Origin of the sequence: Dickeya sp. Secpp 1600 (genome assembly GCF_003049805.1) — a bacterium.
In the GTDB taxonomy this organism is placed as follows: Bacteria; Pseudomonadota; Gammaproteobacteria; order Enterobacterales; family Enterobacteriaceae; genus Dickeya; species Dickeya fangzhongdai.
In genome coordinates, this window is the sequence record NZ_CP023484.1 from 2,387,330 (window position 1) to 2,411,999 (window position 24,670).

21 protein-coding genes are annotated in these 24,670 nt (G+C 54.4%); 9 read left to right on the forward strand and 12 right to left on the reverse strand.

Going from position 1 to position 24,670, the window contains the following annotated elements:
* Nucleotide 1: 1 nt before the first annotated feature.
* From copD to CPA59_RS10720, 3 genes are all read left to right on the forward strand, one after another.
* Nucleotides 2-898 (forward strand): copper homeostasis membrane protein CopD, encoded by an 897-nt coding sequence (gene copD / locus CPA59_RS10710; protein WP_107759312.1) that lies wholly within the window; start codon nt 2-4, stop codon nt 896-898.
* Nucleotides 899-1,180: 282 nt separating this feature from the next.
* Nucleotides 1,181-1,690 (forward strand): non-heme ferritin, encoded by a 510-nt coding sequence (gene ftnA, locus CPA59_RS10715; RefSeq protein WP_038658962.1) that lies wholly within the window; start codon nt 1,181-1,183, stop codon nt 1,688-1,690.
* Between the two features lie 502 nt (nt 1,691-2,192).
* Entirely contained in the window at nt 2,193-2,894 is a 702-nt protein-coding gene (locus CPA59_RS10720) for a DNA/RNA non-specific endonuclease (RefSeq protein WP_107759314.1), read from the forward strand.
* 511 nt (nt 2,895-3,405) lie between these two features.
* Here the strand turns inward: CPA59_RS10720 and CPA59_RS10725 are convergent.
* The 5 genes from CPA59_RS10725 to pelA all read right to left on the reverse strand — a co-directional run bounded on the left by CPA59_RS10725 (nt 3,406) and on the right by pelA (nt 9,492).
* Nucleotides 3,406-4,545, reverse strand: a complete 1,140-nt coding sequence (locus tag CPA59_RS10725; protein ID WP_038918967.1) for an HD domain-containing phosphohydrolase — start codon at nt 4,543-4,545, stop codon at nt 3,406-3,408.
* Complete coding sequence (locus CPA59_RS10730; protein ID WP_107759316.1) at nt 4,538-5,635, reverse strand: HDOD domain-containing protein; 1,098 nt, start codon at nt 5,633-5,635, stop codon at nt 4,538-4,540. The genes CPA59_RS10725 and CPA59_RS10730 overlap by 8 nt, the downstream gene beginning before the upstream one ends.
* Entirely contained in the window at nt 5,626-6,741 is a 1,116-nt protein-coding gene (locus tag CPA59_RS10735; protein ID WP_107760803.1) for a sensor histidine kinase, read from the reverse strand. Before CPA59_RS10735 ends, CPA59_RS10730 begins: the two co-directional genes overlap by 10 nt.
* Nucleotides 6,734-7,858, reverse strand: coding sequence for an FIST N-terminal domain-containing protein (locus tag CPA59_RS10740; RefSeq protein ID WP_107759318.1), 1,125 nt, complete (start codon nt 7,856-7,858; stop codon nt 6,734-6,736). Before CPA59_RS10740 ends, CPA59_RS10735 begins: the two co-directional genes overlap by 8 nt.
* Nucleotides 7,859-8,118: 260 nt before the next feature.
* A complete protein-coding gene (gene pelA, locus CPA59_RS10745) occupies nt 8,119-9,492 on the reverse strand; it encodes a pectate lyase (protein ID WP_049842555.1) in 1,374 nt (457 codons plus the stop codon).
* Nucleotides 9,493-10,304: 812 nt separating this feature from the next.
* Between pelA and CPA59_RS22870 the strand changes: the two genes are divergently transcribed.
* Nucleotides 10,305-10,871, forward strand: a complete 567-nt coding sequence (locus CPA59_RS22870) for a hypothetical protein (RefSeq protein ID WP_159077935.1) — start codon at nt 10,305-10,307, stop codon at nt 10,869-10,871.
* Between the two features lie 58 nt (nt 10,872-10,929).
* Nucleotides 10,930-11,229, forward strand: a complete 300-nt coding sequence (locus CPA59_RS22875) for a hypothetical protein (protein ID WP_159077936.1) — start codon at nt 10,930-10,932, stop codon at nt 11,227-11,229.
* Between the two features lie 773 nt (nt 11,230-12,002).
* Here the strand turns inward: CPA59_RS22875 and CPA59_RS10755 are convergent.
* A complete protein-coding gene (locus CPA59_RS10755; RefSeq protein WP_038918972.1) occupies nt 12,003-12,341 on the reverse strand; it encodes a YebY family protein in 339 nt (112 codons plus the stop codon).
* Nucleotides 12,342-12,882: 541 nt separating this feature from the next.
* Here CPA59_RS10755 and CPA59_RS10760 point away from each other — a divergent pair.
* Together CPA59_RS10760 and CPA59_RS10765 are read left to right on the forward strand one after the other, a co-directional pair.
* Nucleotides 12,883-13,299 carry a hypothetical protein gene (locus tag CPA59_RS10760; RefSeq protein WP_255412303.1) on the forward strand — a complete coding sequence of 139 codons (417 nt, stop codon included), beginning with the start codon at nt 12,883-12,885 and terminating at the stop codon, nt 13,297-13,299.
* Between the two features lie 342 nt (nt 13,300-13,641).
* The gene (locus CPA59_RS10765) at nt 13,642-13,890 is read left to right on the forward strand and encodes a GlsB/YeaQ/YmgE family stress response membrane protein (protein ID WP_038918974.1); all 249 of its coding nucleotides are present in this window, start codon (nt 13,642-13,644) and stop codon (nt 13,888-13,890) included.
* 114 nt (nt 13,891-14,004) lie between these two features.
* On the opposite strand, the gene CPA59_RS10770 is transcribed toward CPA59_RS10765, so the two are convergent.
* From CPA59_RS10770 to yeaG, 6 genes are all read right to left on the reverse strand, one after another.
* Nucleotides 14,005-15,747, reverse strand: coding sequence for an ABC transporter permease subunit (locus CPA59_RS10770; protein WP_107759325.1), 1,743 nt, complete (start codon nt 15,745-15,747; stop codon nt 14,005-14,007).
* On the reverse strand, nt 15,744-17,258 hold the full coding sequence (locus tag CPA59_RS10775) for an ABC transporter substrate-binding protein (protein WP_107759327.1): 1,515 nt from the start codon (nt 17,256-17,258) through the stop codon (nt 15,744-15,746). Before CPA59_RS10775 ends, CPA59_RS10770 begins: the two co-directional genes overlap by 4 nt.
* Before the next feature lie 26 nt (nt 17,259-17,284).
* Nucleotides 17,285-18,100 (reverse strand): ABC transporter ATP-binding protein, encoded by an 816-nt coding sequence (locus tag CPA59_RS10780; RefSeq protein ID WP_038918977.1) that lies wholly within the window; start codon nt 18,098-18,100, stop codon nt 17,285-17,287.
* Between the two features lie 4 nt (nt 18,101-18,104).
* Nucleotides 18,105-18,908: an ABC transporter ATP-binding protein gene (locus CPA59_RS10785; RefSeq protein WP_107759329.1), complete on the reverse strand. Its 804-nt coding sequence runs from the start codon at nt 18,906-18,908 to the stop codon at nt 18,105-18,107.
* 328 nt (nt 18,909-19,236) lie between these two features.
* Nucleotides 19,237-20,532, reverse strand: a complete 1,296-nt coding sequence (locus CPA59_RS10790) for a YeaH/YhbH family protein (RefSeq protein ID WP_071603941.1) — start codon at nt 20,530-20,532, stop codon at nt 19,237-19,239.
* A gap of 18 nt (nt 20,533-20,550) precedes the next feature.
* Nucleotides 20,551-22,485, reverse strand: coding sequence for a protein kinase YeaG (gene yeaG / locus CPA59_RS10795; protein ID WP_038918979.1), 1,935 nt, complete (start codon nt 22,483-22,485; stop codon nt 20,551-20,553).
* A 449-nt stretch (nt 22,486-22,934) separates the two neighbouring features.
* Between yeaG and CPA59_RS10800 the strand changes: the two genes are divergently transcribed.
* Nucleotides 22,935-23,684: a MipA/OmpV family protein gene (locus CPA59_RS10800; protein WP_038918980.1), complete on the forward strand. Its 750-nt coding sequence runs from the start codon at nt 22,935-22,937 to the stop codon at nt 23,682-23,684.
* A gap of 126 nt (nt 23,685-23,810) precedes the next feature.
* Nucleotides 23,811-24,662, forward strand: a complete 852-nt coding sequence (locus CPA59_RS10805) for an aldo/keto reductase (protein ID WP_107759331.1) — start codon at nt 23,811-23,813, stop codon at nt 24,660-24,662.
* Nucleotides 24,663-24,670: the final 8 nt, after the last annotated feature.

Sequence of the window (24,670 nt, forward strand, 5' to 3'; positions counted from 1 at the left end):
GATGACGCTGGAATGGCTCTACGCGTTGTCGCGCTTCGGACATTTTTCCAGCCTGATGCTGTTGGTCGGCTCGGCATGTTACGGCACGCTGCTAGCTCCCCGAACGTATCGGGTTCGGCTGGCATCGCAGTTGCGTGGTCTGATGGCGATCAGCTGTGTGGCGGCGTTATTGACCGCCGTAGCCATACTGGCGGCGCAAACCGGCTTGATGAGCGGCGATTGGCGTAATATCGGCGATGCCGGCATCTGGCGCGCCGTATTGGGCACCCGCTTCGGGAAAATATGGCTCTGGCAGCCCGTGCTGGCGCTGATGGCCTGCGTGGTGTTTTTCTGGCGTAGCCGTAGCCGTAGCCGTAGCCGTAGCCGGCAAGCGGGCGTGCTGGTGCTTGGCATACTGCAATTATGCGGCATGGGGTGGGTGGGACACGCGGCGATGCTGGAAGGATGGCCCGGCGTATTGCATTGCATCAATCAGATCGTGCATTTGCTGTCCGTGACGTTTTGGGTCGGAGGGCTGTTTCCATTGTTGTTTGTGTTGCAGGATGCGCGTCTGTTGCAGACACGAACGGACGCTATCCTGACGATGATGCGTTTTTCCCGTTATGGTCACCTGGCTGTTGCACTGGCGATCCTGACCGGGCTGGTGAATACCAGGCTGATTCTCGGCTGGCCATTATCGGCCGCCGGGTTGTATGGCGCGTTGCTGGCAGTGAAAATTCTGCTGGTGGCCGTTATGGCGCTGCTGGCGTTATTCAATCGGTATTGGGTGGTGCCGCGTTTTCGGCGGGAAAATACCGCCGCGTATGGCTATTTTCTGCGGCTAACCACGGTGGAGCTGGCGTTATCCGTGCTGATCATCGCACTGGTCAGCTTTTTTGCTACGTTATCACCGGTTTGAATCGTGCAAGGGTGAGAAATATATCCTGTGCCGTATTGCACGCGTGAGATAAATACCGCAGGCCTATTTTCTAACAGCAAGTGTTGATAATGAAAATAATTATCAAATCATAATCTGCGATCATTTTTACCATAATGAAAAGCATTATCATGGTTAAATGATAATGCTTTGAATTTATAGCGAAATTATTCACTTATTGGTTAATGGAATGTTTTAAATTTTATTATTTGCAGGCATAATGCCAATCCATCAGTCACCTGCCAGTAAAAATAAGGAACGGCCATGTTAAAAAAAGAAATGATTCAAAAGCTGAATGAGCAGCTTAATCTTGAATTTTACTCCGCCAATTTATACCTGCAGATGAGCGCCTGGTGTGGCGACAAAGGTTTCGAAGGGGCGTCGACTTTCCTGAAATCGCATTCCCGTGAAGAAATGGAACACATGCAGCGCTTGTTCGATTATCTGGACGATACCGGCAGCCTGCCCGTGCTGGGTGCAATCGCCGCACCGCCGGTCGATTTCAACTCACTGCAGGATGTGTTCAAACTGACCTATGAACATGAGCAATTGATCACCAGTAAAATCAATGAGCTGGCTCATGCAGCCATGACGTTGCAGGATTACTCCACCTTCAACTTCCTGCAATGGTACGTAGCGGAACAGCATGAAGAAGAAAAACTGTTCAAGTCTATCCTCGACAAGATGGGCATGGTGAATGCTCAGGAAGGCGGTCTGTTCTTTATTGATCAGGATCTGAAGAAAATGGCGGCATCCGTCACGCCGTCAGCCTGATGATGGCCGGGCAGCAGGTTATCCGGCTGCCCGGTTTACTGGTATTTCCCACCTATTTTTCTGGGGCATCGGCGATTATAGCTATCGCACCGCATGCGGTATATTTTCAGTATTTCCCTCAGCCATACTCTTTCCACGATTTAAACGTCATTTCGTAACGACACGCCAATTCTTTTTTTGTAATCAGGCATGATTACTTTATGCATGAACATTGCTTTCTTTCCGATTGTGAACATTTTATCCGCCGTCTGAATATTATATGGGCGGTGAGATGTCTGTTGCCCGGATGCTGATGCGCCATCGCATGCATCGTTGGTGGACATTGCGGTTTGGTGAACGCGGAACGTACCGGACACACACGATTATTTCGACGGCCGACGGAATAATAACGGGGCTTCCCGGCGGATTCAGTCTGGGCCGCCGTCGGTTAGCGATGGGCTCGATAAGTTGATGCCCAGCAGGATTAATCGAATTCACCGTACTTCCGTAAGAGAGCAAGCTGATGGCATTAAAACAAACGATGCGTTATTTATTATTGTCATTGATGCTGATGATGGCGTATTTACCGGTAATAGCGGGTCAGTCGTTATGTCCCGGTAAATTTATCAATGATGAAACACCCAATATTCATTATGACGAAGAGATTTGTTTCACTGAATTTGTCGTGCTTTATAGTTATGCGAATAAAGCGCCATTAATTTCCGCACAACGTTTAACCGCCGAGCGGGTCAAGGCGGCGGACGGCATTTCCCGGCGCGACTCATTTCATGTTGAGCCATTAATACCTCAGGCAATGCGATCAGCAACTGAAGATTATGAGTATTCAGGGTACGATCAGGGGCATATGACGCCAGCGGGGGATATGCCAAATCCTCTGGCGCAGCATGAGTCTTTTTCCATTTCGAATATGACGCCGCAGTTGCCGAAACTGAACCGGGTATCCTGGCGTAAAATCGAAGCGTCGGTGCGTAAACTGGCGTTGCAGGATGGCGAGGTATGGGTAGTGACGGGAGCCGTATTCGGCAACAGGAGAATCGGCAACGGCGTATCGGTGCCGACCCTGATTTATAAAGCCATCAGCAGTCAGTCTGCCCAACAGGTTTTTGTGGGCGATAACACTACCGGTGTTGTCACCCGTCTGTCAGTCAGCGACTTTTCCGCCCGGTATTCCATCGACCCCTTTCCAGCTCTTAAACAGCCCTGAATGCCGATAGCGGGAACACCGGTGAACGCTGCTAATAATTTGTAGGGCGGTGCGGGTTAAACCGATCGGTGGCAGCGATCAATTTCAAAAAATTGATCTGTAAAAACGTCTATAAAATAACCGCTTCTAATGACATGATGTCAATGCTAAACGCTAATTTGAACGCCAGGGAAACGGCCCACTGAGCAATCAGTGGGTTTTTAGCGAATACCACGGTCGGCGATTATCGAACGGCCAATATTATTATTACGCATTTATTGTGGTGCCGGACTAAGCGGTTTTATCCGTGCTCGGCCTTTGGCGCCTGCTCACTGAGCATTGCACTATTCACTGCCACAATATTCTCACTGCCACAACATTCTCACTTCCACCATATTCACTGCACCAATCATTGCCCCAATGCGAGCGTAAAAGACGCTAATCCTCCGCAGCAGAATGGCCGCCAGCCTGACATTCAACGATGCCCCACGTCTGCGCTATTCGGGTTTGGCGAATTCCGTCCATGACGTCGCTAAGACGCTGCGGTGTCTGGAACTCCACGCACCCGAATCGGCTCCTTAACGGCGTTGGCGGCGAGGAGATGTTGAAGGGCGGAGATGGCGGTGTCGGTGAGTTCATGACCTTTGGTGAGCACCATCAAGTCGTTGGTGGTGCGGATGTCTTCATCTATCACCCAGCCGGACTTCAATTCGCAAATGCGCACAGAACGAACGCCTGCCACATTGGCGCGAAAATCAGCCAGGGTTTTGATGATGTACTCAGGGATCGCCGGCCGTACCGCGCGCAGGATTTCCCCAGGGTGTTCCAATGCCGGCCCCCGGGCTGAATAGCGCTCCAGTTCGAGGGCGGCGCGCAGAAGGTGAGCGCCGCGGATAACCTCAGTAGGGGCGCTGTGCGGGGCAACTCTGGCCTGGTGACGGATGATCTCGGCCACCAGTTCGAGGCGGGGGATGTGTTCCACCAGGCGACCGGCGACATCCGGGTGTTCCTGAAGGAGTTTTTTCTCCTCCTCCGTGATATCGCGCTGGGCCGCGTCGGCCTGGACGATATCGGCGGGGATACCCACACAGCCGATTTGGCTCAATGAGGCGGCGATGGTGTATATCCATCCATCAGGCCATTCCAGCTTGGGCAGCGCGTGGCGGACACAGGACTGGGCGAACGCCGCCCGCTGAAAAGCCCACGGCGCGACCATGGCGAGCACTTCAGTCAGTGTCTTGACCGAGGCGGTGAGGGTGGTTTCCAGCAATTCCTTTTCCGCACAAACGAGACGGTACTGACCGACTGCGTCATTAAGCGCCGAAACCAGTTCCTCTTTGGGGCACGGTTTGCAGAGGTAGCGAAAAATAGCCCCTTTGTTGATGGCGGCGATGGAGGATTCCACGTCGGCCTGCCCAGTGAGGAGGATACGCACGCTGTCGGGGGAGATTTCCCGTGCTTTGGCGAGGAAAGCAGCGCCGTCCATGCCGGGCATGCGCATATCGGACATGATCACGGCAAAACGCTGGCCCCAGCGAACGGCGTCCAGACCGGCTTCACCACTGGGAGCGACCACGACGTCGAATTCGCCAAACAGGTTTCGTTCCATCGCAGCGAGCACATTGGGTTCATCGTCTACGCACAGAACCCGGGGCAAGGCGGTTTCAGTCATTGAGAGTTTCCTGCGTGTGGGCGAGCATCGCCTGCCACTGCGGCAGTTTGTTCAGCACGCCAGTCTGTTCGAGGTAGTCCAGATCGAGGACACCGTTGTTGGCGAGGGTGACCGCGACATGCACGGTACCGATCGCGCCGAAGACTTTTTCCGTAGAACGGGAAGGCTGTATATGACAGGCCACGGTTTCCACGATGTCCATGGGCAACCCCCACAAGGCCAGCAGATAGGCACCTACCGCGGCGTGCGTGGGCATGTCGCTGCGCGTGGTGGCAGCCTCTCCGTCGGGCTCCCTCAGTTCGGGGATAAGTTGCGCAATGTTGGCGAGCAGGGCGGCGGTGGCCTCCACTCCCTGATGGCCGGAAATGCGGGCGGCTAGTGTGGAGGCGAGCAGGGCGCGTTGTTGTAGCCGGTCCACATAAGGATCCGTCTTCGCGCCTGCAAAGACCTGAGAGGCCAGAACCAGCAACTTCACCTGATCCAGCCCTAAGTGGGTGATGGCGTTTCCGATGTCATTAATGTGTCCGCCTCTGGCGAAATAGGCTGAATTAGCAAGCTGCATAATCTTGGTGCTCAGCGCAGGGTCTCTGCCCAGAAGCTCGGCGATGTGTCGGGTATCGCTGCCGGGGGTGGCAATGAGACTGCATATTTCGCTGAACACTTTGGGGGCAGCCGGCAGCCGGCTGGTTCTGCCCACTATCTCGACTACGGTGGGGTCCTGGAACATGTCGCGCAGGGCCAGAGCGCTTCCTACCATATCCAGTAGCACCGTGCTGTCACAGGGTTTGGACACGAACCGGTGAGCCACGTCTAACATACGCAGGGTGGCGTCAGGTTCGGAGTAGCCGGACAGGATAATTCGTATTGTGCCAGGCCAGCGGTTGCGTACCTGAGTAAGCAATTCAGCGCCATCCATGAAGGGCATTCGCATGTCGGACACCACCACGTCGGCCGGCTGTTCCTCCAGCATCGCAAGTGCTTCCTGACCGCTATTGGCGAAACGGCATTCCCATTCGCTGTCTTGCATCATGAGGGCCCGCTCAATACCAGAAAGCACCCGACTTTCGTCATCGACGAACATCACTTGCATGCGGGGCCTTCCTCTTTGTGGCAGTGGAGGGGCAATTTCAGTATGAACGTCGTGCCCACGCCTTCTTCCGACTCGCAACGGATCAGCCCATCATGTTTGTCTACCACGGTTGAATAGACAATGGCGAGCCCCTGGCCGGTGCCTTTGCCTACGGCTTTGGTCGTAAAGAAGGGATCGAAGATGCGGTCGCGGATCGCCGCAGGGATACCGCCTCCGTCGTCTTTGACCCGGATTTCCATATGTTCGCCGTCCCGCGCCGCGGAGATGATGATGCGGCCCTTCTCTTTGATGCCTTGCTGGATGGTGTCGGCGATGGCGTGGGCGGCGTTTACCACCAGATTGATAATGGCCTGGCCGATCATGTCGCGCAGACACGGCAGTTGCGGCAAGTCGTCTTCGAAGTGCGTCTCAAGTTCTGCCACGTATTTCCATTCGTTGCGGGCGACGGTCACCGTTGTGTTGATGACCTCGCGCACATCCACCAACGCTTTCTCGTTGTGGGAGGGGTGGGAGAATTCCTTCATGGCGGCCACGATCTTGGCGATATGACTAAGGCCCTCCAGCGATTCGTCTAGGGCGCTTGGGATCTGCCGGCGCAGGAACTCCACTTTAGTGCGTTTGAGGACAGCGTCGAACTCCGCCACGATGGGGTCTTCGGCCATTTTCCCCCGCGTGGCCTCGGCCAGCGTGAGGGCGGCGTCCAATAGGCTTAGCAGAGAAACGGTGGCGGTTTTAACGAAACCCACATTGTCGGAGACGTACTGGGTTGGCGTGTTGATCTCGTGGGCGATGCCGGCGGCGAGTTGGCCGATGGACTCCATCTTCTGAGCCTGCAGCAACTGGGCCTGGGTGAAGCGCAATTCGGTGAGGGCTTTTTCTAGCTCCTGGCGTTCATTCTCTAACTCCAGGGTCTTGCGGGCGACCACCTTCTCCAGACCCACGTTTTGCTCCAGAATGGCAAAAGGCGTGGCGTGGCTGTGTCTGGCTTCTTGTGCGATGCGGCGCTTGAGTACCTCAATGGTCTTGTCCCGGGCGGTGAGCTTGCGCTGGTATTCGGCGGCGGACAAGACAATGGCGGACGCTTCGGAAAATGTTCCTTCAGTCAACGTGTTGTCCTCCAATAGCGATGCCCGTGAAGGTTTGGTTCACGTGCAATCCGTTGTACTGCTCGCCGTAGGTGGAAAAGCCCACTACCCGATTCTGCATCATTACATCGCCGATCTGTTGCTCAAGTCCTTCCTGTTCGAACTGGAGGCGGCGCAGGATGCAATCGCAGCCAATGATTACCGCGGGCTCCGGAATTGTCTCGCGGACCTTGTCAAAAGCCTGTCTGAGGGTTTGGACTGGGTCCTCCGCCTTGCCGATGGCGACGATCAGCCCTTCTTCAATGGCGCAGTAGCAGGTGAGAGAGAGGTCTTCGTTCCATTTCTGTATGGAACGGACGTAGGGTTCATCGCCGAAGGAGAGCATCAGCGGATTGCGGGAAAATACCGTCGGCGTCAATTCGTGCACTGTGAGGCCAAGGGCTTCTGCATAAACCTGAGCGGCGGGTTCGCCGTTTATCTCCAGAATGAGTCGCTTCTCCGGATCGGCCTCGGTGATGACTAGCTCCACCTCGCTGGGTTCAAAGTGCTGCACTTTGAAGGTGGTGACGGGCGAATTGGTTTCGATAACGGCGAATACAGCCGCATCGGAAATGAAGCGTCCATTTCCATCATAGACATGGGTTTTTTCGAAACGCAGGTCATCGCCAGCGGAACCGCCGATGATGGGAACGTTGCCGATCTGCTGGTAGAGGTTCGCCACCAGGCGCTCTTCGACCATAGACAGCCCATCTACCAGCAGCAGGCCGAAGCGATGCAGGTTCGGTCTGGCCTCGCTGTCGCGGCGAATGGCTTCGGCGATGTCGGCCACGACCGCGGTGTAGTTTACCAACGGCTGAATCATGAAAAAGCGAGTGCGGAAGTCTTTGCCCAATCCCAGCCCCAACAGTCCGGAGTGCTGGAAGCCTTCTGTGCCAATCTGACCAGAAGAGGTGCAACCTATACAGGGGCAGGAGAAGGTGTTCTGCAACTCCCGACCCAGGACGTCCAGGTCGTAGTCTGGAGAACAGAAGAAAATGACGGTATCGATGCCGTCATGACCAATCTGGCTGGCAAATTCGGCAACAGCCTGGACCGGGTTCGGTGATTCGCTACTGGCATATTTGGGTTGGAAATTCATGACGAGTTCTCCCGATGCTAAGCAGAAACCTTCGCCCGCGCTCCTGCATTATCCCGTTATCCTCAGTCAGTATCCCTCTGTAATCTATCCCTCTTCAGAGAGGTTAGGTGGTGGTGTTACAAATAGCAAATATGTAGAATTTTATCTTATCTATGCATATCAGCAGGGCGGCCAGCCTCGCTGGCTGGCGCGTGAACGGTGAAAACGCAATCCGTCCTCAGAGCGGATTGCGCAGTGAATTTTCCCGCAAGCGTTGGACGTCAGGGGCGGGCGTTACTTTTGCTCCAGACGGCGAATGTCGTCAGCACTCTTTGCGGACTGGAAACGTACTGGGCGTAACCGGTCAGTCGCTCGGTCGACACCGAGGCAATAGAGCCGAAGACAAGGCCGTAAGCACTGCTGTCGTGTGTTTTCGGGAAGTCGCCGAATAAGGTTTGCGCACGTTTTTCCACACGGCTTGCTCCCGGCGTGTAGGAGGCCAGGTCGTAATAACGCGCCCACAGCACGCCGTTTGGCGAACTGGACAGTTTGCCGTTAGACCAGGACTGACCGGTTATGCGGGTGGCGGTAAAAAAATCCGCTGCGGCGTAAACCGACCGGCGTACCGCCGCGTTGGGATTCGGCAACGTCATCAAAAATTCCACGATTTTTGCGCTTTCTCCCGACGTCAGCGATGCCATTTCGAAGGCCCGCGCGGCGGTTGGCTCCTGTGTCAGCACATCATGTTGCTGCCCCCAGACCGTCAGCGTACCGCCGATCGACACCTGATTGTCGAGCAGCCAGGTGACGCCTTTCGCCGCGCTCTGGGCAATGCTGTTGCGGGTACGGCTGTCGAGGAAAGCAAAATCGCTGTTACTGCCGTTGCCAATCTCATTTAACAGCATAACCACCCTTAACATGGCATCGTCATTGATCGTAATGGCGTCATTGTATCCGCCCGCCAGCGGATAGACCTGCGGCCAGCCGCCGTTAGGGTACTGTGCGGCGAGAAGATATTTTAGACCACGGACGATACCGGCCCGTATGCGGGTTGTATCGGCACCCTCTGCACGAGTAGCCTGTACTTTGGCGAGATAACGCAGTTCAGTGGTGGTTGACCCATTGTCAATAGTGCCGACGTAGCGCCAGCGCCCGGACTCTGACGGATCAAGGTTGTCGATGGTGTACGATTGCCCTTTGGCGCGCTCGACGCCGGTATGCGGCATATTCTTGCCCCAGCCTCCAGAGGGGATTTGGAAACTCAATATGTCTCTGGCGATATTGAGCGCTTGCGCCGACTGATAATACGATGCCGGTTTATTCAGTGGCATGGTATCAAGGTCGTGCCCTTCGTCTGACGAGCGTGGCGCCGGTATGTTGGTCAGGTTATTTCGCTCGGCGGCGAGCGCTGCTTTATCTGAATTACGAGCGCTGATTGAGGTGTTGAGATAAGACGTGAATTGCGATTGCAAGGTGGCGTTACCCAACGTGGCGATGCTTGCCGCGGTGAGCGGCCTGGCCTGCACATTTTCGCGCAGATAGTCGATACAGTTCTGATTACACCCCAATGATGCTGCATGGGCCTGAATGTTAGCGGATAAACCGGCCAGCAGGCTCAAACTAATGAGCGACAGGCGAGTGAGTTTGTGTGACATATACCAATCCTCCATGAACATGATGTTATTGCGTTTCCACCAATGAGTGACGGCGCATAAACGGGACATCCAATCCGTTAAGCGGTAGCTCCGCAATATCATTGAAGAAAATGAAGGATAGATAAAGCGCTAGCTTTTCCTATCGCATTCTGATTTTCCAAAGACGAGAAGCAAGTCACTAAAGAAGTGGGGACTGGAAATATTTGCCTAAACCGCCTCATGTTAAAGCGGAGTTTTACGATCAGGCACCTAACCCCTGCGGCAGGAAACTGAAGTCGTGCTGGAGTATCTCCTCTACCAGTCTGGGGCTGGGGGAATTTCAATACAGTGTATCGTGATGTGCTGGTGTCATATGTGTAGGCGGTTAAGCTATCATTTTGATAACAAGTACGAAATAGAATAAGGCGTTAGCCAACTGATGGGGTTTTGATTATGATACGGAAAATTTGTGCTCATTACCGCGAAGTTTTTTACCTGAGAGTTTTGTGCTGAATTTTGAGTTAAAAATCAGACTAAAAAGGAGTGTTTTTGACGGTGCTCTCAATTTTTCGGATAGCGTTATTGGTCTATTTCGGAGTTAAGGATGGCTCCAACTAAATAAAATTTATGGTGATTTATGAATTATGGATCAGTGATGGCAGCAGGAGCGTGGTCGCACTATCTGGAATCGGTGAATGAAACAAGTTAGATAATAGAGTGATAGCGTATTCATTAGTTTTAAAACGAATAAAAGATAAATGTTCATGATTTTTTTAAAGAAATTTTTATTTCTTCCGATAATGATAATTCTTTCTTTTTTTTAGGGATAAGATGTGAAGATTGTATGCTCTTTAGTCGCTTTGACACTTTGTGCGTATGTGACTGGATGTAAAACATTGAATTATACGGTTAGCGGTCCCAAAGATCCAAGAGTCTATAAGGAGCCTGTTGGATTTGATAAAACATCAAGGATTAGATTTGTTAGCAATGTAACAGGCACATCTATTTTACAGAAAAGTGATTCTAACATAACCCCTAGATATATAGTTCCGCACACGTTTCTTGGTTTCTATAATGAAACTCGTGACATCGGAATGCCTAAAATATCATATCGCCCACAGGACTATAAAGGATATTATTTTGAGGTTAAAGTAAAAGCTGAACCTACTTATATAAAAATTTATACAGATAATGGGGTTAATGGATACTGTGGAACATCATTTATTATAAATCCTGAGCCAGGGAAAGACTATGATATAAATTATGATCCTAATCAAAATAATAAGGTGTGTGTTTTTTATTTTAATGAAATTGTCCGCGAGTCGTCTAGTGGTGTTACGGTTCTTAAATCTGTTCCATTTAAAGTGTATCTGGGTAAAAATGATAATTATTTCGAGTGATAAGATATTTAAGTTTTCCTTTTTGTTTTTTATTTCCTTGGCATCTTCAGGATGTGTTTTGGATAGTGTTCGCACTCATTCTGAGTCTATCGAGGATATAAACAAAGAGAATGTTAATAATTTTTTTATCTATGGAAAAACAACAAAAAAAGACGTGTTAATTCGTCTTGGACCACCGGATAACAACTATGACTATATGAAATCTAGCTCTTGGCGTTATCATTATAGGCACGAAAAAATACCATTTTTTCTTCCTCCTGTTTCAGCATTAACTGGAGTGGATAAAGTATTAAAGCTTTCTTTTGATGAGAAAGGGACTGTCTTACATGCTGATTTAGTTGAGAGCTATACTAGGTAATAGCTGTATGTTGAAATTTCAATATGGATTTTCGACTGATTTCTGATTAATTTTTTCTTGAATAGGGTAAGTTTCATTACGGTTGATAAAAATAAGCTACTTTCTTTTGAGATCGAAATGGGCTAAATATCTCTAAATATGACAGCAAGCCTCGACTTAAACTGCGGGGCTTTTTTATGCCTGAATTCTGGAGTCCAGAATGACCCATGAACCGCAGTAGATAAAACTGCAACATAACGAATAATAACCGGCAAACCTGAATATTCAGCAGCCAGACGTTAAACGCCAGTTTGTGAGATATGCTAAGCATTTATTCGAGTTGCAAGCGATAGTGGTGTAGTGCTGATCGATTTAGAGGTGTTTAGCTTGTGTTTTTTGTTACATCCTTGTTATTGAAAGGCCTATCTTGCGATAGATAATGATGATTATCCAGCCCGTTGCAATTTACACCGGGTACGGGTTTTCGGACAAATTTCGGACATTTTCGGATATTGAAAAATAAATCGTTAAAAATCAATGCTATAAAAAAAGACCGAACACGATTCCTGTGCCCGGTCTAGGGAAATGGCTCTTGGGAGAGAGCCGTGCGCTAAAAGTTGGCATTTGTTGCGGGTTGCATCACAGCCCGCACTTTAAGCGTAGACGACTCACTTTTGTTTTCCAGTCTGGCCCGGTTTTTGACGGCCAATTCTGAAACAATCTGTACACTTTGTGACAACCAGCGCAAACCCGCGTATTCGCGATCCACACTCGCTTCAGGAGTGCTATATGCGCTACTGACAGAGGTCTTTGGCCCGGTCGATAAAGGGTTGCAGACTCATTTTTTGCCCCGGATTCTGCGGGTCGTCCAGAAGAATGGTTTCCAGCGGGCGAGCATTCACCTTGCCGGTGTTGACCTGCTCACGCGCCACGTCATTGAGCGGATATTGCACCAGCGTACTGGGATTGATCACGTACATGGCATGGCCGGGGCGGCAGATCAACTGAACTTCTTCACGGTTGAACGCCCAGCGCGGACCATATTCCAGCTTGCTCAGGTTAGCCAGTTGCGGCGCGGCCAACGCCTGCGCAGACAGCACAGAGACAATAAGCGACAGTACTACTTTTTTCATTGTGATATTCCATGTAAAGCTCCCCAGACGGGAGATGACCTCAGGTCTACCGCCGGGCGAAACGAGACACACCACTGAGAGACGGCGAGTCGCAGGCCCGGAAAGGCGATCATAACGGCCGGGTTTGATGAAGTCGAGTCGGCCAGACCGGCATTGATCTTATCCATGAGCAGGCAAGTTGCCGAAGAAGAGGAAGAAGGCGGCGTTATCTGCGGGGCGATGGAAACGTAGCGGTGATTTTCTTGCCAGAGGCGCGGTGTAACAACAGGTGAGTGACCATGCAATACCTGTTTGCAAGGTGATCAGTTATCTGATTTTACGTTCCGGTTTCCCACCAGTACAGCTGAATGATGCGCTATATCTTCATCGTTATTGCCTATTGAATGAATAATTATATTCAGAATGCGTGTTTGTTTACCTGGCGGATTATTCTCGTATAATTCACGGCGAAATTTTTAGAGCGATGATTATCGGTCATCGATGGCGTTAAATTAAACAGGGAGTCGAGGTGGTAATGAGTAAATTTAAAATATTCTTATTTATGGTTATAGCATCGTTAATGCCGTTGAAAGGCATAGCAGAAACGTCAACCCAGCCTTCGCGTATCCCGGCAATTAAACTCATCACCACACCGGATAACCATTCTGCTTATCTGAAAGGCAGCATTCCTGCGCTGGAAAAAATACCCGCGCAAAATTTCTGGATTAATAACTCGGTTGAAGAGTGGGAAAAAAACACGCATCCGGCGCCGAGAAAACAGTATGTTATTACACTGAAAGGTAAGCTGAAATTCAAAGTCAGCGACGGTTCTACGTTTATTCTGTCGCCGGGAACGGTTCTGCTGGCTGAGGATACTAATGGCGAAGGGCACAGTTGGGAGCTGACAGACGGTGACGAATGGGTCAGGATTTATATTCCGATGACCGATAATAATGATTATTTTGTGGCCGACAAATAATCGTCTCTGGCCTGCCGCAGGCTGATAGCACAGTTAGCGTATTCATGTTGATACGGGTATTGAGAGCGCTCGGAATGATTGTTCGGGCGCTTTTTTATTTCCGGTAAAAGATTGTGGTTATTTTTTGTTTGGCGTGATTGTCAATTTGCTGTCACTCCCTCGTGACATTGTCTATCTTGTTAGGCTGCGGTATTGAGCCATAACCGCCAGAAGCGGCGTAAAACGCTGCGGTAAAGTAAGCGATGCATCTTATGCTACGCTTTTATAGGCATAACCACTAACCACGGGTACACATTATTATTGCGGGATACCGCCTAATGTGCGACTGATAGAGAGGATACGATGGGAATCATTTCATGGGTTATTTTCGGTCTTATTGCCGGCATTCTGGCAAAGTGGATCATGCCGGGTAGAGATGGCGGTGGTTTTATCATGACCGTGTTGCTGGGCGTGGTCGGTGCGGTGGTCGGCGGTTGGATCAGCACGTTCTTTGGTTTTGGTAAAGTCGATGGCTTTAATTTCGGTAGTTTTGCGGTGGCGGTAATCGGCGCCATTGTGGTGTTATGGGTTTACCGTAAAGTACGTAACTGATGCGGGGAACCGACAGTATTCCGCCAGATAGCCGCGTTTTTTGTCTGCCATAACCAACCAGATATCATTCGATAGCATCAGGTTGTGCAATATTGCACAACCTGATGTCGCCTTTTATCGTCGTGACCATTGGCTGAGCGAAACAGCCAGTACCGATAGCAGAATCAATGCTGAAACGGGCGGTAATACTGTCCAGACAGCGCGTTCGACATAGGGCATGCCTTCCGCCAGCACGCGTCCCCATTCCGGCGTCGGCGGTTGTTCGCCTAATCCCAGAAAACCCAGCGATGCCAGCGCCAGTGCGATGCCGGGTAGACGTAGCATGGCATGGCGGGTGACCGGCCCGATCAGCGCGGGAATCACATAGCGTATCAGGCACCGGAGACGACTGATGCCAAACAGCGGCGTGATGCGAATATACGGTTGGGCGGTGATTTCGGTCACCAGCGACGCGGTGTGTGCCGCCAGCGGCGCCCAGGCAACCAGCGCCACGGCAAGCGCCGCGCCTGATGTGGAAGGGCCGTACAACGCGGCGACCACCATGCCGGCGATCACCGGCGGCATGGCATTGGCTACTTCGGCCGGGCCGCTGAACAGCCGTGGAAACAGCCCGAAAAGCAGGCCGAGCAGCAGGCAGCAGAGCGTCACCGCCAGCGCGGTAAACAGGGTGGATAGCGCACCGTGCGCAACCCGCGCCAGCATGTCGCGGCCGGTGGCGTCAGCGCCGAACGGTAACGACCAGTCAGGCGACTGCAGACGGGCAAAGTCGGAACCGAAGGGATCACGCGGCAGGCCGGTAATCACGATCGCCGCCAGCAGCAACGCGATGAACAGCGGCAGACGATAATGACGGCGCGTCACTTTAATGGCGCTGGCGGGCGTAGAAAGGGAGCCGTTTTCCAGCGCATGACCAAGCAGACAGCGGCGCAGCAGCGTCGACCCCATCCCGGCGATCACCGCGATAACCAGTAGAATCAGCACGCCGCATTGCAACGCCGGCAGATCCTGAGCCGCCGCCGCACCCAGCGTTGCCCGCCCCAGCCCGGGAATGGCAAACACTTTTTCCACCGCGACCGCGCCGCCGGTCAGCCCGACCAGCACCAGACTGACCTGCGGCAGAATAGCGGGCAGGGCGCGACGAACTACGCCCAGCAGGCAGTCTCGGCGGGAAAAACCAGCCATCTGCCAGGTCAGCAGCCAGGGCTCGCTGAATGTGCTGGTCAACGCATCGCTGAACAGTTTACCCAGCAAGCCGCCCGCCGGAATACCCAACGCCAGCGCGGGGAGAATCAGGTGTTGCCATGATTGCCAGCCATAAGGCGGCAACAGCTTCAGCCAGACCGCGCCGACGATCAGCAGGAACGACGCCAGCAGAAATTCCGGCATGGCGGTGAAGGCGGTGGCTAGCGCCCCGTTGCTGCGCCGGTTATCGCCGGCCAGCCCGCGCTGCAGGGTTGGCCAGCTCAGCAGCAGGGCCAACAGGAGCGCCACCGCCAGTGCCGCCAGCATCAGTGTGAGCGACACGCCTGCGGCATCCAGCATACCGGGCAACACCGGCTTGCCGGATACCCAGGATAGGCCGGCATCGCCGTGCAATAAACCTGCTAACCAGTGCTTCAGCAACGCCCACGGCCCCTGCGCCAGCCCCAGATGCTGACGAATGGCATCCAGCGCTTCCGCCGTGGCTTCCTGTTCGCTGGAGCGGGCGCGCAGCAGGCTGAGCGCCGGATCGGTGTCAGACAGCCAGGGCAGCAGCCCGATCAATACGATGATGGTCAGGGCGGTCAACAGGCGCGAGGTCATGACCAGCAGCGATGGTTGCAGTTCTGCCGGTAACCGAAACCGCGTATCGCTCATGGCTTGGCATGCGCTCCATCGATGTGCGTCTGTACGTCGATCAAGGCACGTTCACGCGGGTCCCGGATAGCCTGACGCAAACGGGCGGACTCGCCCTGAATCACCCGTTCGTGCAGCAATGGAATGGCGGCGTTAGTCGCCAGAATCAGGTTCTCGGCGGCCATGATCGCCTGGCGACGCGCCTCTCCAGCCGGGGTGGCGGCAGCCTGTTTCAGCGCGTCGTCCACCGCAGGATTACACAGTTGCGAAATATTGAATGAGCCTTTGCAGGAAAAATCGCTATACAGGTAAGCCACCGGATCGCCGGAATCCAGCACGGTGGCGCGAGATAAAATAAAGGCATCGAAATGGCCGGCCAGCGCATCCGCTTCTATCTGCGAATATTCGCGGACCTCCTGTTTTACCGTGAAGCCGGCGGCGGTTAACTGTTGAGCCAGATAAACCGCCACTTCCGGCAGTTCCGCCCGGTCGCTGAAGGTCGCCAGCGTGATCGTCGCGCCGTTAGGGGAACGGGCTGCGGTGGGTGCCGCTACCGGTTGACGCAACGCCGCGGCCCATTGCACCGCCGGGCCAAGCAGCCCGGCCGCCACGTCGGCCCGGTTTTCATACACGTTTTTGACCAGAATGTCCCGCTGGATCGCATCACGCGCCGCGGCCCGCAGGCCCGGATCGCTGAAAACGCCGCGCCGGGTGTTGAGGTACAGCGTGTTGGTGCGGGGCATCGGCACTTCATGCACCAGGTTTTGGTCCAGCAGCGGCGCCTGTGACACCGGTATCGCTTCTACCAGGTCGGCCGTGCCGGTACGCAGCGCGGCGGTGCGGGCGGCGCTGTCCGGGACGAAATCGACATCAATGCCCGGCGCCGTGGCTTTGCTGCCCCAGTAACCGTCAAAACGATCCAGCCGGGCGCTGCTGGTGCCGTTAACCTGCGTCAGCACGAACGGGCCGGTGCCGGTTCTGATCGGGCTGACCACGCCGTTGGCGCCGTAAGCGGCGGGCGAGAGTAGGGTTAACTGAGGGCTGGACAAGCGTTGCGGTAGCAACGGGTCGCGGGTGGCGGTTTTAATCTGCACGGTGCGCGCGTCTTCCGCCGTCACGCTCAGCGTCACGCCGTCAAGAATGCGTGGCTTGGGAGTGGCGCGCGTGGCGGCGGTCAGGGCGTTGACCACGGCGCTGGCGTTGAAATCGCTGCCGTCGTGAAATTTTACGCCGTCGCGCAGGGTGAAACGCCAGGTTAACTCATCTATCTGTTGCCAGTGTGTCGCCAGCGCGGGTTGCGCATCGCCGTTGGCATCAAGCACCACCAGCGTTTCACCGGCGCGCCAGCGCGACAGCTTGAAGGCATCGTCACTGAAAGGCGACAGCGCTGAACGCGGCGGCAACAACATCGCCAGACGAATGCGCGGATTGTCCGCGCCGGTGGCGGCGGGCGCCGGTTTGTCAAAACAACCGGCGAGCAACAGGGTGGATGCCAGCGTGGCGGCCATCGTCAGAGAAGGGAAACGAAACATACGCATTCCTTGTGGTATTGGAAAAATCAGTCAAAAGCAGGCAGCGTCGGCACAGCCGCCAACAAGGCCTGGGTATGAAAATGGCGCGGTTCGGCGAGTAAATCGGGCAGCGGACGGTCTTCCACCAGACTGCCGTTGTACATGACCAGTACCCGCTGGCAGAGCGCGGCCACGACCGACAGGTCATGGGAAACCAGCAATAGTCCCATGCCATGACGGCGTGACAGCGTATCGAGCAACGTAGTGATCTGTTGACGCAGAGGCAGGTCAAGCCCGCTGACCGGCTCATCCGCCAGCAGAAACGCCGGGCGCAGCGCAATGGCTCTGGCAATGGCGACCCGCTGGGCCTGACCGCCGGATAGCGATTCGGCCCGCTGATGCAACAGAGTTAACGGCAAATCAACCTGCTCCAGCACCTCACAGACCGTCTGTTTCAGGTTTTCCGTCATCCCTAGCTGGCGCAGCGGTTCGGCGATCAGCGCGAATACCGAGGCGTGCGGCGCCAGCGATCCCGCCGGATCCTGCGGGATGTATTGCACCAATTGCCGATACCAGCGCAACCGGGATACGCTATTCGGGCGTACCTCGCGCCCCTGGCAATGCACCGTGCCCTGAATCGGTGACTCCAGCGCCAGCAGAATTTTCAGCAAGGTGGATTTGCCGCAGCCGGATGCGCCCACCAGCGCCACGCGTTCTCCCGCATGAAGTTCGAGGCTGACGTGCTGCAGCGACGGGGTGGCCGTTGCCCGGCGCGTAAACACACCCGCCGTTCGATAATGGTGGCTGACCTGATGAAGTTGCAAAAAGGGAGCTTCACTCAGCATGCAAGAGGTTTGGTGCATAGCATTAACTGGCCTGTGACCATGATACGGACGGCGTGCGGTTCCGGCGGGAAAAAACGGCGCCGGCGGATGCCTGACGCGCCGCCGACACCAGCGCACGGGTATAAGGATGGCGGGGATGCGTCAGCAACTGACGCATTTCGCCTTGCTCGACCAGCCGGCCGTTTTCCATTACCAACGCGCGCCGGCAGACCATGGCTGCTACCGTGATGTCGTGGGTGATGAACAGCAGGCTGGTGCGTGGAGATTGTTGCAGCCGATCCTGTAGGGTTTGCAGTACCTGCGCCTGGGTGACCACGTCCAGCGCCGTGGTGGGTTCATCGGCGATCAATAACGGACGCTCGCACAGTAACGCCAGCGCGATGCAAAGGCGCTGACGCTGGCCGCCGGAGAGTTCGCCGGGGTAGCGCGTGAGCACGGCTTGCGGATCGGAAAAACCGACCGCACGCAGTAAATCCGGCAGCGCCCGATGAGTCGGCTGGTGTTTTAACGCCATGCGCAGTTGCGTTTCAATCGTGAATAACGGGTTTAGCGACGTGGCTGAATCCTGAAAAATGGCCGCCGGACGTTCGGCAGGCGGGCGCTGTGACAACGGCAACCCCGTCACGTCGTGGTTCTGAAGACGGATGCTGCCGCTGAGTTGACTACCGATGGGCAGTGCGCCCAGCAGGCAACGCGCCGTCAGCGATTTGCCGGAACCGGATCCGCCCAGCAGACAGACACGCTCACCGGGCGCGAGGGAGAAACTGAGGTCATGAATCTTGTGGTCCCCATCGATACAAAGTGTTAACTGCCTGACATCCAGCACACAGCACTCCGAAAATGTGAAAATTTATTGCAATAACATTTATGTTATAACATAACATTTCAAATAAAAACCCTTATTAAAAAGGGGGAAACAATGGGAAAACGGATTTCGGATGCCTGCTGTGACTGGCGGCAGGGGGCATCCGGTGCGGTCAGGCAGAGACGATGGGGGGATAAACCGGGTGATCTTCGCGTTGCGTGCGGCTCGTACCGGTATTCGGGCCTGGATTATTCAACGACGGATTTATGGCTGCTCTCAACAACAGGCAAGACATGACATATGGAAGGGAAAACAGCCAGCGCGTGAACGGCTGGCTGGGGCAGGTTGGTTAGTTGTTGACGGTTTGTTTGTGGAAGATTTCCCGAAAGACAGGATAGATATCGTCCTGATCGCGAATATGCTGCATGGCGAAATTGTCAAAGCTGTCCTGCAACATCTCATATTCCCGCCACAGCGTCTGGTGCGAACGACGGGTAATTTCGATGTAGCTGTAGTAACGCACCACCGGCAGCAGGCGGGTGGCGAGTAATTCACGGCACAGCGGCGAATCGTCCGCCCAGTTGTCGCCGTCGGAAGCCTGCGCGGCGTAAATGTTCCATTGCGCAGGGTCGTAGCGTTCTTTGACCACATCCTCCATCAGTTTCAGGGCGCTGGAGACGATGGTGCCGCCGGTTTCCTGAGAGTAGAAGAACTCCTGCTCATCCACTTCCTTGGCCTGCGTATGGTGGCGGATATACACCACTTCCACGTTTTTATAGGTGCGGCTCAGGAACAGATACAACAGGATGTAAAAACGTTTGGCGATGTCCTTGGTGGCCTGATCCATAGAACCGGAAACATCCATCAAACAGAACATCACCGCCTGGCTTGACGGTTCCGGCCGGCGTTCGTAGTTCTTGTAACGCAGGTCGAAGGTATCGATAAACGGCACGCTGGCGATGCGCTGGCGCAGCTCGGCGATTTCCTGCCGCAGTCGCTCCTCCTCCAGCAACTGGACCGGCTCGGTATTTTCCAGCAACGCCAGATCTTCTTCCCGCTGGTGAAGCTCGCGGCGTTTACCCGCGGTCATCGCCATGCGGCGCGCCAGCGAGTTCTGCAGCGAACGCACCACGCTGATATTGGCGGGGACGCCGTTGGCGGTGTACCCCGCACGGTGGGTTTTGTACTCGTTGAGTTGCCGGTGTTCGGTTTTTTTCAGGTTGGGCAGCGCCAGATCTTCGAACAACAGGTCAAGATACTCGTCTTTGGATATCTGGAACACGAAGTCATCCTGACCTTCGCCATCCTGGCCGGCGTCGCCCTGACCCGATCCGCCGCCTCCGCCGCCACCCTGAGGCCGTTCGATCTTGTCGTTCTGCACGAAGTGGTCGTTACCGGGGTGCACCCGGTGACGAATCCCACCACGGCCCTGATGGAACATCGGTTCACTGATATCCGAATTGGAGATCGAAATAGACTCTCCGTTTTCCACGTCGGTAACCGAACGCTTGTTGATGGCCCCGGCAATCGACTGTTTTATTTGCGACTTGTAGCGGCGCAAAAAGCGCTGGCGGTTAACCGCGCTTTTGTTTTTGCCGTTCAAACGCCGATCAATGAAATAGGCCATGTTTCCCCCAAACGACATGCCTGTCGATGTACGGCATCAGGATGACTTCCTCACACGCAGGTACCATTCGCACAGCAAACGCACCTGTTTGCGGGTGTAGCCTTTTTCCATCATGCGATCGACAAAGTCGTCGTGTTTTTTCTGCTCTTCCGTCGACGTTTTGGTGTTGAACGAAATCACCGGCAGCAGCTCTTCGGTATTGGAGAACATCTTCTTCTCAATGACCGTACGCAGTTTTTCATAGCTGGTCCAGTTCGGATTGCGGCCGCTGTTGCTGGCCCGGGCGCGTAACACGAAGTTGACGATCTCGTTGCGGAAGTCTTTCGGGTTGCTGATGCCCGCCGGTTTTTCGATTTTCTCCAGTTCGGCGTTCAGAGACTCACGGTCAAACAGCTGGCCGGTGTCCGGATCACGGTATTCCTGATCCTGAATCCAGAAGTCGGCATAGGTCACGTAGCGATCAAAAATGTTCTGACCGTATTCCGAGTAAGACTCAAGGTAGGCGGTCTGAATTTCCTTGCCGATAAACTCGGCGTATTTCGGAATCAGGTAGCCTTTCAGGTGCTCCAGGTATTTTTCCGACACATCCTGCGGGAACTGTTCCCGTTCAATCTGCTGTTCCAGCACGTAAAACAGGTGGACCGGGTTGGCCGCCACTTCGCTGTGATCAAAGTTGAACACGCGGGAGAGGATCTTGAAGGCGAAACGGGTGGAAAGCCCTTTCATGCCTTCGTCGACGCCGGCGTAATCGCGGTATTCCTGATACGACTTGGCCTTCGGGTCGGTATCCTTCAGGCTTTCGCCATCGTATACCCGCATTTTGGAGTAGATACTGGAATTTTCCGGATCTTTCAGCCGCGACAGAATGGAAAAGCGCGCCAGTGTTTCCAGCGTGCCGGGCGCGCAGGGGGCGCGGCTCAGCTCACTATTTATCAACAACTTGTCGTAGATTCTTACCTCTTCGGAAACCCGCAGGCAGTAAGGCACTTTGACGATATAGACACGGTCAAGGAACGCCTCGTTATTTTTGTTGTTGCGGAACTGCACCCATTCCGATTCGTTGGAGTGAGCCAGAATGATGCCGTTGAACGGCAGGGCGGCGATGCCTTCGGTGCCGTTGTAGTTGCCTTCCTGAGTCGCGGTCAGCAACGGGTGGAGCACCTTGATCGGCGCCTTGAACATTTCCACAAATTCCATCACGCCCTGGTTGGCCCGGCACAGCGCGCCAGAGTAGCCATAGGCGTCCGGGTCATTCTGGGCGAAATGCTCCAGCTTACGGATGTCCACTTTCCCGACCAGCGCTGAAATGTCCTGGTTGTTTTCATCACCCGGTTCGGTTTTGGCGATCGCCAGCTGGGCCAGAATGGACGGCCACACCTTGACGACGCGGAATTTGGTGATGTCGCCGCCGAATTCCTGCAGCCGTTTGGCCGCCCAGGGCGACATGATGGTGCCCAGATAGCGGCGCGGGATACCGTATTCTTTCTCCAGAATCGAGGCATCCTCCTGCGGGTTAAACAGGCTGAGCGGATGGTCGTTGACCGGGCTGTGCTCGCCGTTGGCGCTCAGAATGTAGATGGGAACGCGCTGCATCAGCGATTTCAGCCGTTCAGCCAGCGAAGATTTACCGCCGCCCACCGGACCCAGCAGATAGAGGATTTGCTTCTTCTCTTCGAGCCCTTGCGCGGCATGTTTCAGGTAGGAAACGATTTGTTCGATGGCTTCTTCCATACCATAGAACTCTTCGAACGCAGGGTAGCGGGCAATTACCCGGTTGGAAAATAAACGAGACAGACGCGGTTCCTGAGCGGTGTCGACCATAACCGGTTCACCGATAGCCATTAACAATCGCTCAGCGGCGTTCACATACGCACTGCGATCCTGCTGGCAGATGGTAAGGAACTCTTGCAGAGTGAACTCTTCGTCTTTGGCAGCGTCGTAACGCTGGCGATAATGATCAAATATGTTCATAGCGTTGCCCGTCCTTCGTCGATTAACACAGAGTAAGAGAGCGAATGGTATGTATACAGCCTGTTTAATGGATGGCTCTCCCGGAAGAAGACCGCTGCTGAGATACAGCAACCCTTATGCCAACTTTGGTTGGCGGGAAGGGGCGGGCAACTGGCGCCCGGCTACACTCAGCGGAAATCCTCATCCTTGTTTAAAGCGTAGTTTGCATCCATAAAATTTCCTCTATTCTTGCGTCGCATTTTTAAGATATTTCAATGACTCACTTCGGCGCGGCGGCCTGCAACCGGCTTTTTTATCCGCTAACGCAGCCCTGATGCGGGATGCTGGCGGGCAGACGAAATCGTTATAACTTATGTATCTTTCACATTAATGTGATGTATGTAGGACTCCGGCGCTGCTATTCTGCTGGAAGTGATCAAATACGTAACACTGAATGGGAACCGACAATCGTGAAAAATTGCGTATTAACTTTCTTAACGGCGGCGTTGGCCGCAACGGTAGCGGCCCCGGCGGCCTTTGCGGACGAGTTCGCGCTCGGGCTGGGCGCGGTCGGCGAGACTCCGGTATACCGTGGCGATAGCGGTCACGTTTATCCTTTTCCGATGGTGACTTATGAAAGCGAGAGTTTTTACCTGCGCGGTCTGCTGGGTGGGTATTACCTGTGGAATGACGCGCAGAACAAATTGTCACTGACGGCGTATTACAACCCGTTTGGTTTCAAACCGGGCGATAGCGACGATAACCAGATGAAGCAGCTTGAACGTCGCCGCGGTACGTTGATGGCGGGGTTATCCTATCGCTACGATGCGCAATGGGGCACCTTGCGCACCTTGCTGGCCGGCGACACGCTGAATTACAGCAATGGTCTGGTGTGGGACTCCGCCTATCTTTACCGCTTCAACGACGGCGACTGGAGCCTGACGCCGGGCGTGGGGATTACCTGGTCGAGCGAAAACCAGAATCGCTACTACTATGGCGTCACTGGCGACGAATCGGCCCGCTCCGGACTACGCAATTATCAGCCGGATGACGGCTGGTCGCCGTATGTCGAGTTGAACGCCGGCTACAAGATTAATTCCAGTTGGAATACCTGGGTAAGCGGGCGTTATGTCCGGCTGTCGGATGAGATCAAAAACAGCCCGATGGTCGATAAAAACTATAACCTGATGCTGGGAGGCGGCGTCAGTTATACCTTCTAAAGCGACCCGCACGGTCATTGTGCATTGGCTGCACAAAAATGGGGTGGATTCACCCCATTTGCACATTAATGGAGCGAGCGGGGTTTGCTACTCTGCTACAAGGGAGGGCTACAAGGGAGGAATAACATGACGAAACAGGTAACATTTCCGGGTGGAAACACCGTTCCCGCTATTGGTCAGGGAACCTGGTTCATGGGAGAAAGCGCCCAACGGCGGAGCAGTGAAGTCAGCGCGTTACAGGCCGGCATCGACGCGGGAATGACGTTGATCGATACGGCGGAAATGTACGCTGACGGCGGGGCGGAAGAGGTGGTGGGAGAGGCGATACGCGGCCGTCGCGACCGTGTCTATCTGGTATCCAAGGTGTATCCGCATAATGCGGGCGGAGAGCGGGCGATCGCCGCCTGTGAACGTAGCCTGAAACGCCTGCAAACCGATTATATCGATCTGTATTTGCTGCACTGGCGCGGCGGCATTCCGCTGGTGGATACCATCGCCGCGATGGAATCGTTGCAACAGGCGGGCAAGATTGGGCGCTGGGGCGTCTCTAATCTGGATACCGACGACATGGAAGAACTGTGGTCCTGCCGGGGTGGAGAGCAGTGTCAGACCAATCAGGTGCTGTATCATCTGGCGTCGCGGGGCATTGAGTATGACCTGCTGCCCTGGTGTCAGCAACGTCGGCTTCCCGTCATGGCCTATTGCCCGCTGGCGCAGGCCGGGGAGTTGCGCCATGACCTGTTTGCTCACCCGGCGGTCGTGCGCGTGGCACAGCGACATGCGCTGACGCCCGTACAGGTGCTGCTGGCCTGGGTGACGCGCCAGCCTGGCGTCATCGCCATTCCCAAAGCCGGTACGCTGGCGCATGTCAAAGAGAATGCCGCCGCGCTTCAAGTGACGTTGTCACCTGAAGATCTCGCCATACTGGATGAGGCTTATCCCGCCCCACGCCGCAAACAGCCGCTGGATGTGGTGTAATCGAAGCA

Coding starts and splice junctions, on each gene's coding strand:
- CPA59_RS10790 (WP_071603941.1), bottom strand. CDS start 20,532: ATGTCGTTTGGGGGAAACATGGCCTATTTCATTGATCGGCGTTTGAAC.
- CPA59_RS10770 (WP_107759325.1), bottom strand. CDS start 15,747: ATGAGCGATACGCGGTTTCGGTTACCGGCAGAACTGCAACCATCGCTG.
- CPA59_RS10805 (WP_107759331.1), top strand. CDS start 23,811: ATGACGAAACAGGTAACATTTCCGGGTGGAAACACCGTTCCCGCTATT.
- CPA59_RS10760 (WP_255412303.1), top strand. CDS start 12,883: ATGGTTATAGCATCGTTAATGCCGTTGAAAGGCATAGCAGAAACGTCA.
- CPA59_RS10740 (WP_107759318.1), bottom strand. CDS start 7,858: ATGAATTTCCAACCCAAATATGCCAGTAGCGAATCACCGAACCCGGTC.
- yeaG (WP_038918979.1), bottom strand. CDS start 22,485: ATGAACATATTTGATCATTATCGCCAGCGTTACGACGCTGCCAAAGAC.
- CPA59_RS10765 (WP_038918974.1), top strand. CDS start 13,642: ATGGGAATCATTTCATGGGTTATTTTCGGTCTTATTGCCGGCATTCTG.
- ftnA (WP_038658962.1), top strand. CDS start 1,181: ATGTTAAAAAAAGAAATGATTCAAAAGCTGAATGAGCAGCTTAATCTT.
- CPA59_RS10780 (WP_038918977.1), bottom strand. CDS start 18,100: ATGCACCAAACCTCTTGCATGCTGAGTGAAGCTCCCTTTTTGCAACTT.
- CPA59_RS10725 (WP_038918967.1), bottom strand. CDS start 4,545: ATGACTGAAACCGCCTTGCCCCGGGTTCTGTGCGTAGACGATGAACCC.
- CPA59_RS10755 (WP_038918972.1), bottom strand. CDS start 12,341: ATGAAAAAAGTAGTACTGTCGCTTATTGTCTCTGTGCTGTCTGCGCAG.
- CPA59_RS10730 (WP_107759316.1), bottom strand. CDS start 5,635: ATGCAAGTGATGTTCGTCGATGACGAAAGTCGGGTGCTTTCTGGTATT.
- CPA59_RS10775 (WP_107759327.1), bottom strand. CDS start 17,258: ATGTTTCGTTTCCCTTCTCTGACGATGGCCGCCACGCTGGCATCCACC.
- copD (WP_107759312.1), top strand. CDS start 2: ATGACGCTGGAATGGCTCTACGCGTTGTCGCGCTTCGGACATTTTTCC.
- CPA59_RS10720 (WP_107759314.1), top strand. CDS start 2,193: ATGGCATTAAAACAAACGATGCGTTATTTATTATTGTCATTGATGCTG.
- pelA (WP_049842555.1), bottom strand. CDS start 9,492: ATGTCACACAAACTCACTCGCCTGTCGCTCATTAGTTTGAGCCTGCTG.